Source organism: Noviherbaspirillum sp. L7-7A (assembly GCF_019052805.1).
Lineage (GTDB): Bacteria > Pseudomonadota > Gammaproteobacteria > Burkholderiales > Burkholderiaceae_D > Noviherbaspirillum_A.
The window spans coordinates 3,274,732-3,291,220 of sequence record NZ_JAHQRJ010000001.1 but is presented as its reverse complement, the minus strand read 5'-3'; the positions used below and the strand labels follow the sequence as shown (position 1 = coordinate 3,291,220).

Genomic DNA, 16,489 nt, shown 5'->3' with positions numbered 1-16,489 from the left:
TCATCAGTAATCAGCAATTCAGGAGTGAGCGGGCGATTTTGCGGGGACCGGATCGAGCCCGCCCGGGTGCCACGGATGGCATTTGCACAGGCGCCGCGCGGCCAGCAGGCTGCCATGGGCGGGGCCATGCAGGCGGATGGCTTGCGCGGCGTAGTCGGAACAACTGGGATAAAAGCGGCAGTTCTGGCCCATGAACGGGCTGATGCCCAGCTTGTAGGCCCGCAGCAACAAAAGCAGCAAGGTCTTCATGGCTGCGTTCCGCCCTGCTGGCGCAGCGGGTGGAACAGGCGGGAGACTTCCAGGCGCAGCGCGGTCTTCAGCGCCGAGGTGGTAGCCGGCCCGGCCTTGGTGTTGACCGGCCTGGAAAGCCGGACCACGCAGTCGACCGGGGGCAGCATGCTCTGGCGGAACAGTTCCCGGGTGATGCGCTTGATGGCATTGCGGGTGACCGCGCGCGGCGCGAAGCGTTTGGCGACGACGACGCCCAGGCGCGCATGCGCCAGTTCATTGGAACGCGTGTACAGCACGAAATGCGCTGTACGCTGCACGGGCCGCAAACGAAAAACGGATGAGAACTCATCCGTTTTAATGATGCGCTTGTCGCGTGCGTAATCCTGAGGGCGTTCGCCGGTCACGCCAGCAGCGAGCAATCAGGTGCCGACTTAGGCGGCGAGGCGCTTGCGGCCCTTGGCGCGACGTGCGTTGAGCACAGCGCGGCCACCGCGGGTTGCCATGCGTACGCGAAAGCCATGGGTGCGCTTGCGGCGGACAACGGAAGGTTGGTAAGTACGTTTCATGTTGGTTCTCGCTATTGAGCAGAAGTACGGAAAAAGAAAATAGGGCGGAAAGTTCGCAAGCTGCAACCCCGGCGCCGCTGGCGTCGACTTCAGCCACAACAGGCGCTTGCGGAGCCTGCAGCCGCCACAACATCGACGCTGCTGGCAGTGAACCCGTGATTAGACAGCAGTTTGCGCTTGTTTGTCAATCACTTAGCCCCATATAGATGAGCGTGGTGAAATGCGCATGGCAGTTGCCGGATCGCCTGCCTGTGGATAACTTTGGCGGTCGCGGGTAGAATACACCAATTCGAAGTCCGCATTCCTGCGATAAACAAACGCAATCTGGGCCAACGCACCATCGGTCCCGCGCTACTAAATCAGACGATTCATGGAAAATTTCTGGCAGACCTGCTCCGCGCAGCTGGAGCAGGAACTGACGCCTCAGCAGTTCAGTGCCTGGATCAAGCCGCTCGCCCCGCTCGATTTCGAGGAAGGGCGCCTGCGTATTGCCGCGCCGAACCGCTTCAAGCTGGACTGGGTGAAAACCCAGTTTGCCAGCCGGATCAGCACGCTGGCGGCGCAGTTCTGGGAAGAGCCGATCGAGGTGCAGTTCGTGCTGGATCCGCGCGTGGGCAATGCGCGCCGGGCAGCCGAGCAGGCCGGGCCGACCACCACCTCGCAGGTAGCGCCGCGCGAGCGCGACGGCATGCAGGCCGATGCCGAGGTGCGCGAGCCGGCGGCCGACCTGGCCGACTCCCCGCGCCGCGAGCAGAGCAAGATCAACACCGCGCTGACCTTCGAGAGCTTCGTCACCGGCAAGGCGAACCAGCTGGCGCGGGCGGCGGCAATCCAGGTGGCCAACAATCCGGGCATTTCCTACAACCCGCTGTTCCTGTATGGCGGCGTGGGCCTGGGCAAGACCCACCTGATTCATGCGATCGGCAACCAGGTGCTGGCCGAGAATGCCAATGTGCGCATCCGCTACATCCATGCGGAACAGTATGTGCGCGACGTGGTGACGGCCTACCAGCGCAAGGGCTTCGATGATTTCAAGCGCTACTACCATTCGCTGGACCTTCTGCTGATCGACGATATCCAGTTCTTCGGCGGCAAGAGCCGCACCCAGGAAGAATTCTTCTATGCGTTCGAGGCGCTGATCGCGGCGAAGAAGCAGATCATCATCACCAGCGATACCTATCCCAAGGAAATCACCGGCATGGATGACCGGCTGATTTCCCGCTTCGACTCCGGCCTCACGGTGGCGGTGGAGCCGCCGGAGCTGGAAATGCGGGTGGCCATCCTGCTGAAAAAAGCGGCATCGGAAGGCGCCAACCTGTCCGACGACGTGGCCTTCTTCGTGGCCAAGCACCTGCGTTCCAACGTGCGCGAGCTCGAAGGCGCGCTGCGCAAGATCCTGGCCTACTCCCGCTTCCACGGCAAGGAGATCACGATCGACGTGGTCAAGGATGCGCTGAAGGACCTGCTGTCGGTGCAGAACCGCCAGATCTCGGTGGAAAACATCCAGAAGACGGTGGCCGACTTCTTCAACATCAAGGTCGCCGACATGTATTCGAAGAAGCGGCCGGCCAACATCGCGCGGCCGCGCCAGATCGCGATGTACCTGGCCAAGGAACTGACGCAGAAAAGCCTGCCGGAAATCGGCGAGCTGTTTGGCGGGCGCGACCACACCACGGTACTGCATGCGGTGCGCAAGATCGCCGCGGACCGCAGCAAGAGCCCGGAATGCAACCACGAGCTGCATGTGCTGGAGCAGACATTGAAGGGTTGAGTCGCTGCCTGCGCGGCTGTGGATAAAACGGCACCGCCAGCGCAGGCTGCGGACAATACGCAACAGGCGGCAAGCAAGGGCAACAGGCAGCAATCAGCAAGACCGGCAGTCGGAAATACGCAGCAGGCAGTGCATGCAGGCGACGCCTGCATGAGATGGACAGCATAACCAAACCGAACCAGAACCAGAACCAGGATTCTGATCAACCATAAGGAAAAGCCATGCAATTGGTCAAAACTCACAGGGACACGCTACTTCGGCCACTGCAAGTCGTGAGTGGTATTGTCGAGCGTCGGCATACGCTGCCGATTCTGGCCAATATCCTCATCCGCAAGGACGGCGAGCGGGTGTCCTTCCTGTCGACCGATATCGAAGTGCAGATCACCACCCATGCCAACGTGGGCAGCGGCAGCGACGTCGCCGCCACCACGGTGGCCGCGCGCAAGCTGCTCGACATCCTGCGCGCGCTGCCGGACGGCGACGATGTCGCGCTGTCGCTTGCCAACAAGCGCATGACGGTACAGTCGGGCAAGTCGCGCTTTGCGCTGCAGACCCTGGCCGCCGAGGAATTCCCGACGGTCGCCCAGGCCGAGCAGTACAACGCCACCGTGACCCTGCCCCAGAAAACCCTGAAGCACCTGTTCAACATGGTCCATTTCGCGATGGCCCAGCAGGACATCCGCTACTACCTCAACGGCCTGCTGCTGGTGGTCGACGGCAAGAACGTGATCGCGGTTGCCACCGACGGCCACCGGCTGGCGTTCTGCCAGGTCGAGGTCGACCAGGAATTCCCGCGCCAGGAAGTCATCATCCCGCGCAAGACCATCATCGAGCTGCAGCGCCTGCTCGAAGAGAGCGACGAGCCGGTGCAGCTTGATATCGCCGGCAACCAGGTCAGGCTGACCTTTGCCGACATCGAGCTGGTGTCCAAGCTGGTCGAGGGCAAGTTTCCCGACTACACCCGCGTCATTCCCAAGGGCTACAAGAATGACTTCACGATCGACCGCGACCGCCTGCTGCGCTCGCTGCAGCGCGCCGCCATCATGACCTCCGACAAGTTCAAGGGCGTGCGCTGCGTGATCAGCCCGGGCAGCATGAAGATCAGTTCCACCAACGCCGACCAGGAAGAAGCGGTCGACGAACTCGAAATCGATTACGGCGGCGACAGCATCGACATCGGCTTCAATGTCAGTTACCTGCTGGACGTCTTGAACAACCTTAAATGCGACAACGTCAACATCGCGCTCGGCGACGCCAATTCATCGGCCCTGATCACGATTCCGGACAATGCCGATTTCAAGTATGTCGTAATGCCGATGCGTATCTGATGACCGCCGCGAAGCGGCGGCCGGGGGCCCTGCGCGATTGCCGCGGGGCGCAGTACCTCATGTTGTCCAGCAAGATGGCAGTCGCGGGACGGCAAGCCCTGCTTGCATGTCCCCCGCCCCATTTGAACTCCGTTTCGATTTTTAGCAGCATCCGTTTTTTAGAAGGCAGCCATGTCCGCGATTCCAACTGAACCGACCAAAGAGCCACAAGCCAACCAGTACGGCGCATCCTCCATCCAGATCCTGGAAGGACTGGAAGCCGTGCGCAAGCGCCCGGGTATGTACATCGGCGACACCTCCGATGGCACCGGCCTGCATCATCTGGTGTTCGAGGTGCTGGACAATTCCATCGACGAATCGCTGGCCGGCCATTGCACCGAGATTCACGTCACCATCCACGCCGACAACTCGATCTCCATCACCGACAACGGCCGCGGCATCCCCACCGGCATCAAGTGGGACGACAAGCACGAGCCCAAGCGCAGCGCGGCCGAGATCGTGATGACCGAGCTGCATGCCGGCGGCAAGTTCGACCAGAACTCGTACAAGGTCTCGGGCGGCCTGCATGGCGTGGGCGTGTCCTGCGTCAACGGCCTGTCCAAGCTCCTGAAGCTGACCGTGCGCCGCGATGGCAAGCAGCACTACATGGAGTTCGTGCGCGGCGTGCCGCAGAACCGCGAACTCGAAACCATCGATGGCGTGCTGGTGTCGCCCATCAAGGTTACCGGCGATACCGACAAGCGCGGCACCGAGGTGCATTTCTGGGCCGACGAGGAAATCTTTTCCCATGTCGAATTCCATTACGACATCCTGGCCAAGCGCATCCGCGAACTGTCCTTCCTGAACAACGGCGTGCACATCCGGCTGTCGGACCAGCGCACCGGCAAGGAAGAAGTGTTCGCCTTCGAAGGCGGCACCCGCGGCTTTGTGGAATACATCAACAAGGCCAAGAACGTGCTGCATCCGACCATCTTCCAGGCCACCGGCGAAAGGCTGTCGGACCAGAACACCAACATCACGGTGGACGTGTCGATGCAGTGGAACGATGCCTTCAACGAGCAGGTGCTGTGCTTCACCAACAACATCCCGCAGCGCGACGGCGGCACCCACCTGACCGGCCTGCGCGCGGCGATGACCCGCGTGATCAACAAGTACATCGATGAAAACGACTTTGCCAAGAAGGCCAAGGTCGAGATCGCCGGCGACGACATGCGCGAAGGCCTGACCTGCGTGCTGTCGGTGAAGGTGCCGGAGCCGAAATTCAGTTCGCAGACCAAGGACAAGCTGGTGTCGTCCGAGGTGCGCGGCCCGGTCGAGGAAATCGTGGCCAAGACCCTGTCCGACTACCTGCAGGAAAAGCCGGCCGACGCCAAGATCATCTGCGGCAAGATCGTGGAAGCCGCGCGCGCCCGCGAGGCGGCGCGCAAGGCGCGCGACCTGACCCGCAGAAAAGGCGTGATGGATGGCCTGGGCCTGTCGGCCAAGCTGGCCGACTGCCAGGAAAAGGACCCGGCGCTGTGCGAACTCTACGTGGTCGAGGGCGACTCGGCAGGCGGCTCGGCCAAGCAGGGCCGCGACCGCAAGTTCCAGGCCATCCTGCCGCTGCGCGGCAAGGTGCTGAACGTGGAAAAGGCGCGTTTCGAGAAGATGCTGTCGTCCGAGCAGATCACGACGCTCATCGCCACGCTCGGCACCTCGATCGGCGCCGATGAATTCAACATCGACAAGCTGCGCTACCACCGCATCATCATCATGACCGATGCCGACGTCGACGGCGCCCACATCCGCACCCTGCTGCTGACCCTGCTGTACCGGCAGATGCCCTTGCTGGTGGAGCGCGGCCATGTGTATATCGCGCAGCCGCCGCTGTACAAGGTCAAGCACGGACGCGACGAGCGTTACCTGAAGGACGATGTCGAGGAAGCCGGCTACATGATGCAGATCGCGCTGCATGACGCCGCGCTGGTGCCGGCGGAGCATGCCGAGCCCATCAGCGGCGACGCGCTGGCCGAACTGGTACGCCAGTACAACACCGCCAACGCCATCATCATGCGCCTGACCCGCGCCATCGACAGCGCGGCGCTGTCGGCCATCATGACCGGCGTGACCCTGAAGCTCGACACGGTAGCCGATGCCGAAGCCTCGGCGCAGGCAATGCGCGAGGCGATCAAGGACCCGACCGTGGAAGTGGTGGTGCGCTCCGATGAACTGTCGGACAAGCACATGCTGCGCATCCAGCGCATGCACCATGGCAATGTGCGGGTATCCGTGATCGATGCCGACTTCATCGACAGCCCCGATTACGCGGTGCTGTCGGCGGCGGCGGCCACCTTCCGCGGCCTGATCGGTCCGGGCGCGCTGGTGCGCCGCGGCAGCGGCGAGAAGGTCAGGGAATCGGCCATCACCGACTTCCACCAGGCCATGGCCTGGCTGCGCGACGAAGCCGAACGCGGCGTGTCCAAGCAGCGCTACAAGGGCCTGGGTGAAATGAACCCCGAGCAGCTGTGGGAAACCACGATGGACCCCAAGGTGCGGCGCCTGCTGAAGGTGCAGATCGAGGATGCCATCGCGGCCGACCAGATCTTCACCACGCTGATGGGCGACGATGTCGAGCCGCGCCGCGCATTCATCGAAATGAACGCGCTGCAGGCGGGCAACATCGACGTGTAATAGTCCGGCCGGCGCCACGCCGGCCGCGACACGCCCTACTCCGCGGCAGCCGCCACCAGCAATGCCAGCCCGGCGCCGATCCCGGCGGGAATGCCGTAACGTTCCGCCCGCGATGCCGGCTCGCCGGGAATCACCACGACCGGCACGGTCGTCAATTCAAGCACCTTGCTGGTGACGGAGTCCTGGAAGGTTCGCACCAGCGAGCTCTTGCGCGCGGTGCCCATGACGATGTGGTCGCAGCGCAGCTCCTCGGCCACTTCCGCAATCAGGCTTGCCCTTTCGCTGACCGCGTAGTGCACCGAGTACGGCGCACCGGCTTCGTCGAGCATGCGCCTGCTTGCCTGCAGCGCTTCCCGCGATGCTTCATGTTGAGCGGCCCTGACGGCCGCCCTGCCGGTGAAGCGGGTGACATTCCTGGAAAACGGCGGCTGCACGTTCAGCAGATGGATCTGCATCGCCGGACTGTGCCTGAACTGGCGCAGCACATGCCGCACGGCATGCTGGGCGTTGCTGGAGCCGTCAACCGGAACGAGTATCTTCAACATGGTGTTTCTCCTGTAGTTGCACATCATCGCTTACGACAGAAACCGATCTTCACGCCGGACGTAGCGCCTGCAGCCGGATTACCCGATGCCTGCAGTGCATGCCGGTTCGTGTATGCATTGAACGTGGCAAGCAATCGCTTATCGGGACGCATCGTGGGCGACCTGCGGCGCCTTGCGCTGCGACAGCTGCAGGCTGAGCATCACCGACAGCGCGATGATGCCGCCAACGATGGCCAGCGACCATTGCACCGGCATGTGGAACCAGGGCATTGCCAGCATCTTGCCGCCGATGAAGACCAGCACGATGGCCAGGCCATACTTCAGCAAATGGAAGCGGTCGGCCATGTCCGCCAGCAGGAAGTACAGCGCGCGCAGGCCCATGATGGCGAAGATGTTGGACGTGAAAACGATGAAGGGATCGGTGGTGACGGCGAAGATCGCCGGGATGCTGTCCACCGCGAAGACCAGGTCGCTGGCCTCGATCATCACCAGCACCAGGAACATCGGCGTGGCATACAGCAGGCCTTCCCGGCGCACGAAGAATGCCTGGCCGTGGAAGCCGGCCGTGATGCGCATGTGGCCGCGCAGCCAGTGCAGCAAGGGATTGCGCTCGAGGTCGGACTGCTTGCTGGCCAACACCAGCATCTTGATGCCGGTGATGACCAGGAAGGCGCCGAACACATAGAGCACCCAGGCAAACTCCCGCACCACCCAGACGCCCGCCATGATCATGCCTGCACGCATGACGATGGCGCCCAGCACGCCATAGAGCAGCACGCGGCGCTGCAATTCGGGCGGCACCGCGAAATAGGTGAAGATCATCACGAAGACGAACATGTTGTCCACCGACAGCGACTGTTCGATCAGGTAGCCGGTGATGAATTCCAGCGCCTTGCGGTTGGCGACTTCGCGGCCGACGCTGCCGTCGAGATGCCACCACAGCAGCGCACCGAAGGAAAGCGCCAGCGTGACCCAGGCGATTACCCAGGCCGACGCCTCCCTGACCGACACCTGGTGCGCCTTTCTGCCGCCCAGCACGAACAGGTCGAGTGCCAGCATGGCAAGCACGAAAGCGATGAAGGCGAGCCACATAGACGGCGTCGCGAAACTATCGATGTCCTGCACGATCGCTCCTTGAACGATGGACCAGTGGACCATGGAAGGCCGACGCATTGGCCAGCCTGATCCGCAACTGGCAGCGTGGCAGTGATGGCGGCGTCTGCCAATACCGTCACTGCAGCGGCTGATGGTTTTCAGTGTCGGCCAGACCGGCACATCGAACAAGTAGAATAAATTTTCAATACAGATCGGTTTTTTCGATGTTGAACGCAGCAATGGCGCAGGGGGGTGAATGACCGCCCCGGCCGCCCGTCCCCATCGGGCCGGCGCAAGTTCAGGTAAGCTCGGCAGCCAGGCCTTCTCCCATCCAACGCCATACCGTCATCCAATACCGAAGCGCATGAAACGCATCCTCTGTCCCGCCCTTTTCCTGCTTGCACTGGTTCTGGCCGGCTGCGCCGGCCCGCCGCGCGCGCCGGCAGGCCGCATCACCCCGGCCGTCTTCCGCGATGAGCCGATGGCCTCGCCCGCTGCGCGGGAAGTGGGCATGTATGCGCTGATGCTGCTGCAGACCGGCTACCAGTTCGGCGGCAAGAATCCATCGGCCGGGCTGGACTGTTCCGGGCTGGTCACGCATGTATATCGCGAGGCGGCCGCCATGCCCTTGAAAGGCAATGCCGCCGCGCTGGCGCGGGAAGGCCGGCCGGTCGGGCCGGGGCAGTTGCGCACCGGCGACCTGGTGTTCTTCAACACGCTGGGCCATTCTTATTCCCATGTCGGAATCTATCTCGGCAACGGCGACTTCATCCATGCGCCCAGCGCGCGCGGCCGGGTGCGGGTGGAAAACCTGGCCACCCGCTACTGGTCCGACCGTTTCGAAGCGGCCAGGACATTGCTCGACTGACCGGCAGCTGACCTACAACAGCTCGTTGATGGTGTAGAAGGCATGGTCCTTGAGCTTGTGCCACAGGCTGCGCCGGGTCCATTGCTCGAGATCGACCTCCCTGGCGCCGGCGGCGTACTTTTCGAAGATTGCATCGAAGCGCTGCGCGATGGCTTCGTCCTTGATGCCCAGCATGATCTCGTCATTGGTCTCGAAGGAGCGGTCGTCGAAGTTGGAGGAACCGACCGCGCTCCATATGCCATCCACCGTCATGATCTTCTGGTGCAGCAGCGTGTCGGGATACTCGAACAGGCGCACGCCGCAGCGCATGAGCTTTTCGAAGTTGCGATGGCCGGCATGCTGCACCATGGGATTGTCGCTGCCGCTGGTGGCCGGCATCAGCACCCGCACGTCCACGCCGCGTGCCACCGCCTGGCCGAAGGCATCGATCGCGTCCGGCTCGGGAATGAAGTACGGGTTCTGTATCCAGATGCGCTTCCTGGCCAGGCAGATCGCGGTGTGATGCAGGATCTTGACCGCCGGCGCCGAGTTTTCCGGCTTCAGGAAGGCGGCATGGATCAGCACGTCGCCCTCGGGCTGCAGCGCCGGAAACACATCCTCGCCGACGAACAGCTCGCCCGTCTCGCCGGTCCAATTCTCGCTGAAGGCGCCCTGTATCGCATGCACGATGGGGCCGCGCAGCTGCACGCTGACGTCGCTGTAGTGATGCGCATCCTCGGCGTTGCCGAGCCATTCATCCTTGATGCAGTGGCCGCCGACGAAGGCTTCCAGGCCATCGATGATGACGATCTTGCGGTGGGTGCGGTCGTTCAGCACGCCGATGTTGCGAAAGGAATTGTCATGGAAGAACACGACCTTGCAGCCGGCCGCTTCCATCTGCCGGCGCGCCGCCTTGCCCATCTTGCCGGAACCGTTCGCGTCCAGCATCACGCGCACCTGCACGCCCGCGCGGGCCCGCTCCGACAGCGCGTCGGCGACCCGTTTTTCCAGCACGCCCTCGCTCCACAGAAAGGTCTCGAAATGCACCGATTTGCGCGCGGCGCCAATGCGGGCAACCAGCGCGTCGAAGAAGGCGCCGTTCTCATGCACCGTCACTGCATTGCCCGCCACCGCCGTGCCCAGCGTCAGGCCGGCCAGCGAAGGCACCAGTTCCCCGATCGATGCCTGGCATTCGATGCGCAGCTTCGGATCGCGATGGCGCCGGTGCGACCAGATCACGGCCACCAGCAGCAGGATGATGAACAGGCTGGCCAGTGCCAGATACAACAGGGTATGGCTGCCAGGGGAATCGTTCATCGGGCTTGGTGGCGTGATCGCTTCTCGGCCAATGGGTTGGGGATGGATCGGGACGTGATGGCTTGCCAGGGATTGTGCAGTGCCGGAAAAACAAGGTATTGAAAACCCGCAATGTTTCAGTTTGCTCGACAGTTTTTGCCCGGATCGGGCATGCAGATGCGCCAGTGCGGTCCTGGCCGGCAGGGGGCTGGCGGCGCTCATGGCCCGGGTGAATGCGATATCGTCCCGAACAGGGGACAGCGGGCAGCTATACCGCTCCCATTGACATCAGCCTCAGCGCACGTCGCACTGCGCGCACCAGTGCGCCAGTTCGTCCGCCGACAGCGGCTTGCTGAACCAGTATCCCTGGGCCTGGTCGCAGTGCTGCTGTCTCAGGTAATCGGCCGTCTGCGCCGACTCCACGCCCTCGGCGACCACTTCCAGCTTCAGGCTGTGGCCGAGGGCGATGATGGCCTCGGTGACGGTGCGGCTGGCTTCATCGCCCAGGGCCATGCGGCGCACGAATGACTGGTCGATCTTGAGCTTGTCGATCGGCAGGCTGGTCAGGTTGCTGAGGCTGGAATAGCCGGTGCCGAAATCATCCATCGAGATCTTCACGCCCATCGCCTTGATCCGCTGCATCAGGGCGATGGCGTCGTCGACGCTGTCCATGATTGCGCTCTCGGTGATCTCCAGCTGGATAGCCCCGGGCTCGACGCCGGCGCTGGCGATGATGCCGCCCAGCCTTTCGGCAAAGGCGCTCTGCCTGAACTGCAGGGGCGATACATTGACCGCGCTCGTGATAGCGAGCCCGTCCCGGCGCCACGCAAGGTGCTGCCGGCAGGCTTCGCCGATCACCCATTCTCCAAGCTGCTCGATCAGGCCGACCGACTCGGCAATCGCGATGAAGCTCGTCGGCGGCACCTGCCTGCCATCCGCATCCTGCAGCCGCACCAGGGCTTCGGCGCTGACCAGCTTGCCGGAGTTGAGGTCGATCACGGGCTGGTAGCACAGCCGCAAGCCGTCATCGCGCAAGGCCTCCTTGAGTGCGGCTTCCACCGACAGCACCAGTTCGGCCTGCCGTTCCAGTTCGGGCGTATAGATGCGGTAATGGCCGCGACCGGTCTGCTTGGCCCGGTACATGGCGAGGTCGGCGGTATGAATCAGCGCGCTCACATCCCTGGCATAGCGCGGGAAGTAGCTGATGCCCACCGACGGCGTGATCGTCAGTTCGAGTGCATTGACGCGGATCGGCCGCCCGACATGATCGATGATGTGCTGCGCCACCAGCGCGGCGCGCTGGCCATCGGCCTGTAGATAAGGCAGCACCACCACGAATTCATCGCCGCCCAGCCGGCCTGCCAGGTCTTCATCGCGCACGCACTGGCGCAGCCGCTGCGCCACTTCCTGCAGCACCCGGTCGCCGGTCTCGTGGCCATGGACATCGTTGATGGGCTTGAAGCGGTCAAGGTCGATAAACAGCAGCGCGCCGCCGCCGTGGCCGCGCTCGGCGGCTGCCAGCAGGTGGGTGCAATGCTCGAAGATCAGCGCGCGATTGGGCAGGCCAGTCAGCGGGTCATGCAGGGCGGCGTCGCGCACCCTTTGCTCGGCCAGCTTGCGCTCGCTGATGTCCTGCACCGTGCCGCGCAGGGCGACGACAGCGCCGCTGTCGTCGCTCACCGCCTCGCAGCGCATGTTGAGCCACTTGGCCGGCTGGCTCGCAACGTTGGCATCGGCATCGGCATTCACCGCGATCTCGATGTCGAAGGGCTTGCCGCTGCCCAGCGTGCGCTCCACCGCGGCCTCCACCTTGTCCCAGGCGCGTGTGGGTATCAGCGTTCCCTTCATGTCGGCAAAGGCATTGATGGGATGCCCGGACAGCATATGGATCGAGTCGGAGACAGTCAGCTTGCCGCTGTCCCGTTGCCAGTGCCAGGTGCCGAAGCGGGCCAGCAGATGGGCTTCCTCGAGTTCCGCCTTGCTGGCCGCCAGGCGCGCGCCGCGCTCGTTGAGCAGGTCCATGGCGCGGCCCAGCGCCAGGGCGAGTTCGCGGCTTTCCCTGACGCCGGCGCGTGGCATCGATACCGACTCGCCGGCGCCGATGGCCACCGCGGGTGCAATCAGCGCCGTGACCGAGCCGGCGATGTGGCGCCCGATCAGCCAGGCCAGGCCGACGCCGATGGCAAACAGCGCCGCCACGCCGACCATCGCGGTCAGGATCGAGCGCTTGAGCGGGCCTTCCAGCAGATGGCGCGGCACCGCGATGGCCACGCTCCAGCCGGTGGCCGCCGAACGGCTGTAGAACACCAGCGATGGCACGCCTTCCAGCGTGGTCAGTTCGGCCATGCCCTGCGGCTCGCGCGCCATTGCCTCGATCAATTGCCCGGGTGGCTTGCGACCGACGAATGTCTGCTGTCCCAAGGTACGGGCGACGATGGAGAGCTCGGGATCGAGTATCCCGGCGATCCATTGCGGCGGCAGGCCCTGCGATGCCAGCAGGTCGAGGAAGCGGTCCGGCAGGATGCCGATCGCCAGCACATAGGCCACCCTGCCATCCACCTTGACCGGCACGTTCACGCTGACGATGTGCTTCTTCAGCAACGGCCCCATGAACAGCCTGGAAATCGCTGGCGTGCCGGTGGCGAAAACCTGCCGCAGCTCTTCCGTCAGCTGCCATCCCGGCAGCGGCGCGTCAAACGCGGTGGAGGTATTGAGCAACTGCTGTCCGCTGCTGTCCCGCAGCACGGCATTGGTGCCGAGCCCGGCCAGGGCCACCGCCTCGCGCGCCTGGCGATGAAAGGCAGGCAGGTCGTTGCGCGCCAGCGCGTCCGAGGCCGACAGCACCTGCGCCACGGCCAGCGCCCGCAGCAGATGGCTGTCGACCGCCTGCCCCAGCGCCCGCGCGGTCTGGATGGTGGACTTGCGCAGCTCCTCGCGCTGCTGGTGGTATTCGGCGATCAGCAGTCCGGCAGCGCCGATGACGCCTGGCAGCAGGCAAGCCACCACCAGGCAGTTGAGCAGCGAGCGCACCGGCCAGCGGGCGATACGCTCGGCGAGGCGGTTTTCGGGGGCATTGCCTGTCTTGCCTGTCGAACTCATTGATTTGCGTTCATGCTTGCCGCAGCGCATGCGCGGCATTGAATGGATTTTTCTCGCCAGGCTTGCCTTGACGGGATTGCTTGCGCGCCGAATCGGCAATGCGGCATTTCCAGTCAATGCGGCGCAGCAGGTATTTGACCCGTCCATGCCCTGCCTGTCCACTGAAAAATCGCTGGCTGCGGTTTCTGGCAGCCTAGCGCCGGGTCAATGGCGCGATTACCTGGCAGGTAATCGACGCGCCGCCGGCCCGCCCGCAGAATGGGCCATCACCATTTCGAAAAGGAGATCCGGCCATGAAAACCATCCATCCTTCCGGCATGCTCAAGGCCGCCCTGCTGACCGACGCGCTTGCCAGCGGCGCGCTGGCGCTGCTGCAACTGCTGCTGAACCGCATGCTGACGCAATGGCTGGCGCTCGACAGCGCCCTGCTGCTCCATACCGGCATCTTCCTTCTGGGCTATGCCAACCTGCTGCTGGTGCTGGCCTATGCCGACCGCATCTGGCCATGGCTGCTGCGGCTCATCATCGCCGGCAATGGCGCATGGGCGCTGGCCTGCCTGGCGCTGATGGCGCTGCCCGGCCATGCGCCGACGTCGCTGGCGGCCGCCTATCTCGGCCTGCAGGCAGCCTGCGTGCTGGCTTTCGCAGCCTGGCAGCATGCGGGACTGATGGCGTCATCCGGCATGCGGCGCGCACCGGCGCGCACCAGCCTGTGAGACACCTGCCGCATCCATTGCCAACCGAAAGGAGCCATCATGAACAACATTGCCTTTGTCGCGCTTGCCTGCGGCATCATCATCGGACTGGGCGCGGTGGGCGCCTGCATCGGCATCGCGCTGATGGGCGGGCGCTACCTGGAAGCGTCGGCGCGCCAGCCGGAACTGATCAACACGCTGCAGGTGAAGATGTTCCTGCTGGCCGGGCTGATCGATGCGAACTTCCTGATCGGCGTCGGGGTGGCGATGCTGTTCGCCTTCGCCAATCCCTTTGCGGGCTGAGTTGGGTATGCTGCGGCTTCAACGCAAGGGCATCACGGAAAGGAGCATGGACATGACGGGATGGCAGGCAGGGCGCATCGGCCAGGACACGGGGCGGCCCGCCGCCGAGGGCCTGTTTCGCGACTTCGCGCAGGCGCTGCGCTACTGGCGCGCCAGGCGAGGCTACAGCCAACTGCGGCTGTCGGCCGAAAGCGGCATCTCGCAGCGCCATATCAGCTTCCTGGAAAGCGGCCGCTCGCAGCCCAGCCGCGAACTGATCCTCCGGCTCGGCAACGCGCTCGACATGCCGCTGCGCCAGCGCAATGCGATGCTGCTGGCGGCCGGTTTCGCCCCGGCCTACCGGGAGCGCTCGCTGACGGACCCCGAACTGGCCGCGGTCAGGCGGGCGCTGGACTTCATGCTGACCCAGCAGGCGCCGTATCCGGCGCTGGTGGTGGACCGTCTATGGAACCTGGTGATGCTCAATCAACCCGCGCGGCGGCTGATGGGCTGGCTGCTGAACCTGGCGCCCGGCCAGGCGCTGCCAACGGAAGGCGTCAATGTCATCAGGCTGATGCTGGATGCGCACGGCATCCGGCCCTGCCTGCCGAACTGGCAGGAAGTCTGCGCCGACCTGCTGCACTGGGTGCAGCGCGAAGCCATGGCCGACGGCCCCGGCAGCGAGGCGACCCGGCTGCTCGAATCGCTGCTGGCCCTGCCCGGCGTGCGGCAGGCCGCGCGCGCCGTCAATCCCGACAGCCATGCCCTGCCCTTCATGACGGTTACGCTGCACAAGGGCGATACCGAGCTGCGCCTCTTTACCACCATCGCCACCATGGGCACGCCGCGCGACGTCACCGTGCATGAGCTGCGCATCGAATCCTTCTTCCCGGCCGATGCCGGAACCGCCGCGTGGTTTCAGGCGCAGGTTTGCCCGGACGGCGCGAGCGCCTGACGCAAGCGGCCACGGCAGCGATGGCCGCAAGCCAGGTGCCCGCTACCATCAGGCGTTTTCCGATGAGACAATCGGCCTGGATTTTTCGGGAGAACAGGCATGAAGACCATTGGACTGACCATCGCCGGCCTGCTTGGCGCGGCGCTGCTGTGCATCGCGGGCCTCGCCGGCGCGCAGCAATGGCCGGCAAGGCCGCTGCGGGTGATTGTCGCCTTCGGACCCGGCTCGACGCCGGACATCGTGGCCCGCATTGTCTCGGACCGGCTCGCGCACAGCCTGGGCAAGCCGGTGGTGGTGGAAAACAGGCCGGGCGCGGCCGGCAATATCGGCACCGACGCGGTGGCCAAGGCGGCGCCGGACGGCCATACGCTGGGCGTCACCATTTCCGGCCCGCTGGCGGCCAACACGGTGCTGTTCGGGAAGCTGCCCTACAACCCGCAGACCGACATCGCGCCGATCAGCATCGCCGCCACCCAGCCCAGCGTGCTGGTGGTGGCGCGCGATACCGGCGTGGCCGACATGCCGGCGCTGCTGGCGCGGCTGCGCGGCAATCCGGGCAAATTCAATTACGCGTCCATGGGCACCGGCAGCATTTCGCACCTGGCCATGGCGGCGCTGGCGGCGCGCAGCGGCACCGAGATCGTGCACGTGCCCTATCCCGGCTCGGGCCAGGCGGTGTCTTCCATCCTGGCCGGCGATACCCAGATGGCAGTGCTGCCGGCAGCGGCGGTAATGCCGCATGTGCGGGCCGGCAGGCTCAATGCGCTGGCTGTCGCCACCGCCAGCCGTTCCGCGGTGCTGCCCGAGCTGCCGACGCTGGGCGAGGCCGGCCTGCCGGATATCCAGGGCGACGCCTGGATGGGCTTCATCGCGCCGGCCGGCACGCCGGTAGCCGTCATCAACCGCCTGCAGAAAGAGATCGCGCGCATCCTGCACGAGGATGAGGTGAAGGCCAGGCTGCAGGCCCAGCTGATGGAGCCGGTGGGCAGCACCCCGGCCGAGTTCCGCGCCACGCTGCAGGCTGACCTGACACGCTGGCAGCCGGTGATCAGGAAGAACCATATCCGGCTGGATTGATGGCTTGGCGCCGCCGGCCATGCGTGGACGGC

Annotated in this window: 15 protein-coding genes; 8 read left to right on the top strand and 7 right to left on the bottom strand. The window is 64.5% G+C overall.

Annotation, left to right across the window (positions count from 1 at the left end):
• Positions 1 to 18 precede the first annotated feature (18 nt).
• From yidD to rpmH, 3 genes are read right to left on the bottom strand one after another with little or no spacing between them, the layout of a single operon-like run.
• On the bottom strand, positions 19 to 249 hold the full coding sequence (yidD, locus tag KTQ42_RS14945) for a membrane protein insertion efficiency factor YidD (RefSeq protein WP_217346206.1): 231 nt from the start codon (positions 247 to 249) through the stop codon (positions 19 to 21).
• Positions 246 to 635 (bottom strand): ribonuclease P protein component, encoded by a 390-nt coding sequence (gene rnpA, locus KTQ42_RS14940; protein ID WP_217346205.1) that lies wholly within the window; start codon positions 633 to 635, stop codon positions 246 to 248. Before rnpA ends, yidD begins: the two co-directional genes overlap by 4 nt.
• 27 nt (positions 636 to 662) lie before the next feature.
• On the bottom strand, positions 663 to 797 hold the full coding sequence (rpmH, locus tag KTQ42_RS14935; RefSeq protein WP_011872825.1) for a 50S ribosomal protein L34: 135 nt from the start codon (positions 795 to 797) through the stop codon (positions 663 to 665).
• Positions 798 to 1,167: 370 nt separating this feature from the next.
• Between rpmH and dnaA the strand changes: the two genes are divergently transcribed.
• The 3 genes from dnaA to gyrB all read left to right on the top strand — a co-directional run bounded on the left by dnaA (position 1,168) and on the right by gyrB (position 6,566).
• Positions 1,168 to 2,568, top strand: coding sequence for a chromosomal replication initiator protein DnaA (gene dnaA / locus KTQ42_RS14930; protein WP_217346204.1), 1,401 nt, complete (start codon positions 1,168 to 1,170; stop codon positions 2,566 to 2,568).
• A 221-nt stretch (positions 2,569 to 2,789) separates the two neighbouring features.
• The gene (gene dnaN, locus KTQ42_RS14925) at positions 2,790 to 3,896 is read left to right on the top strand and encodes a DNA polymerase III subunit beta (protein WP_217346203.1); all 1,107 of its coding nucleotides are present in this window, start codon (positions 2,790 to 2,792) and stop codon (positions 3,894 to 3,896) included.
• Between the two features lie 171 nt (positions 3,897 to 4,067).
• Positions 4,068 to 6,566 (top strand): DNA topoisomerase (ATP-hydrolyzing) subunit B, encoded by a 2,499-nt coding sequence (gene gyrB / locus KTQ42_RS14920; RefSeq protein WP_217346202.1) that lies wholly within the window; start codon positions 4,068 to 4,070, stop codon positions 6,564 to 6,566.
• Positions 6,567 to 6,601: 35 nt separating this feature from the next.
• On the opposite strand, the gene KTQ42_RS14915 is transcribed toward gyrB, so the two are convergent.
• Together KTQ42_RS14915 and KTQ42_RS14910 are read right to left on the bottom strand one after the other, a co-directional pair.
• Complete coding sequence (locus KTQ42_RS14915; RefSeq protein ID WP_217346201.1) at positions 6,602 to 7,111, bottom strand: universal stress protein; 510 nt, start codon at positions 7,109 to 7,111, stop codon at positions 6,602 to 6,604.
• Between the two features lie 138 nt (positions 7,112 to 7,249).
• Entirely contained in the window at positions 7,250 to 8,236 is a 987-nt protein-coding gene (locus KTQ42_RS14910) for a TerC family protein (protein ID WP_349292154.1), read from the bottom strand.
• Between the two features lie 334 nt (positions 8,237 to 8,570).
• Between KTQ42_RS14910 and KTQ42_RS14905 the strand changes: the two genes are divergently transcribed.
• Positions 8,571 to 9,074, top strand: coding sequence for a C40 family peptidase (locus tag KTQ42_RS14905; protein ID WP_217346200.1), 504 nt, complete (start codon positions 8,571 to 8,573; stop codon positions 9,072 to 9,074).
• Positions 9,075 to 9,086: 12 nt separating this feature from the next.
• Here the strand turns inward: KTQ42_RS14905 and KTQ42_RS14900 are convergent, their stop codons facing one another.
• On the bottom strand, positions 9,087 to 10,370 hold the full coding sequence (locus KTQ42_RS14900; RefSeq protein WP_217346199.1) for a phospholipase D-like domain-containing protein: 1,284 nt from the start codon (positions 10,368 to 10,370) through the stop codon (positions 9,087 to 9,089).
• A 273-nt stretch (positions 10,371 to 10,643) separates the two neighbouring features.
• Positions 10,644 to 13,448 (bottom strand): EAL domain-containing protein, encoded by a 2,805-nt coding sequence (locus tag KTQ42_RS14895; RefSeq protein ID WP_217346198.1) that lies wholly within the window; start codon positions 13,446 to 13,448, stop codon positions 10,644 to 10,646.
• A 293-nt stretch (positions 13,449 to 13,741) separates the two neighbouring features.
• Here KTQ42_RS14895 and KTQ42_RS14890 point away from each other — a divergent pair, with 293 nt between their 5' ends.
• From KTQ42_RS14890 to KTQ42_RS14875, 4 genes are all read left to right on the top strand, one after another.
• Positions 13,742 to 14,164, top strand: a complete 423-nt coding sequence (locus tag KTQ42_RS14890; protein ID WP_217346197.1) for a hypothetical protein — start codon at positions 13,742 to 13,744, stop codon at positions 14,162 to 14,164.
• A 39-nt stretch (positions 14,165 to 14,203) separates the two neighbouring features.
• Positions 14,204 to 14,446 (top strand): F0F1 ATP synthase subunit C, encoded by a 243-nt coding sequence (gene atpE / locus KTQ42_RS14885; RefSeq protein WP_217346196.1) that lies wholly within the window; start codon positions 14,204 to 14,206, stop codon positions 14,444 to 14,446.
• A 46-nt stretch (positions 14,447 to 14,492) separates the two neighbouring features.
• The gene (locus tag KTQ42_RS14880; protein ID WP_217346195.1) at positions 14,493 to 15,380 is read left to right on the top strand and encodes a helix-turn-helix transcriptional regulator; all 888 of its coding nucleotides are present in this window, start codon (positions 14,493 to 14,495) and stop codon (positions 15,378 to 15,380) included.
• 99 nt (positions 15,381 to 15,479) lie between these two features.
• Positions 15,480 to 16,457: a tripartite tricarboxylate transporter substrate binding protein gene (locus tag KTQ42_RS14875; RefSeq protein ID WP_217346194.1), complete on the top strand. Its 978-nt coding sequence runs from the start codon at positions 15,480 to 15,482 to the stop codon at positions 16,455 to 16,457.
• The last annotated feature ends 32 nt before the right edge of the window (positions 16,458 to 16,489 follow it).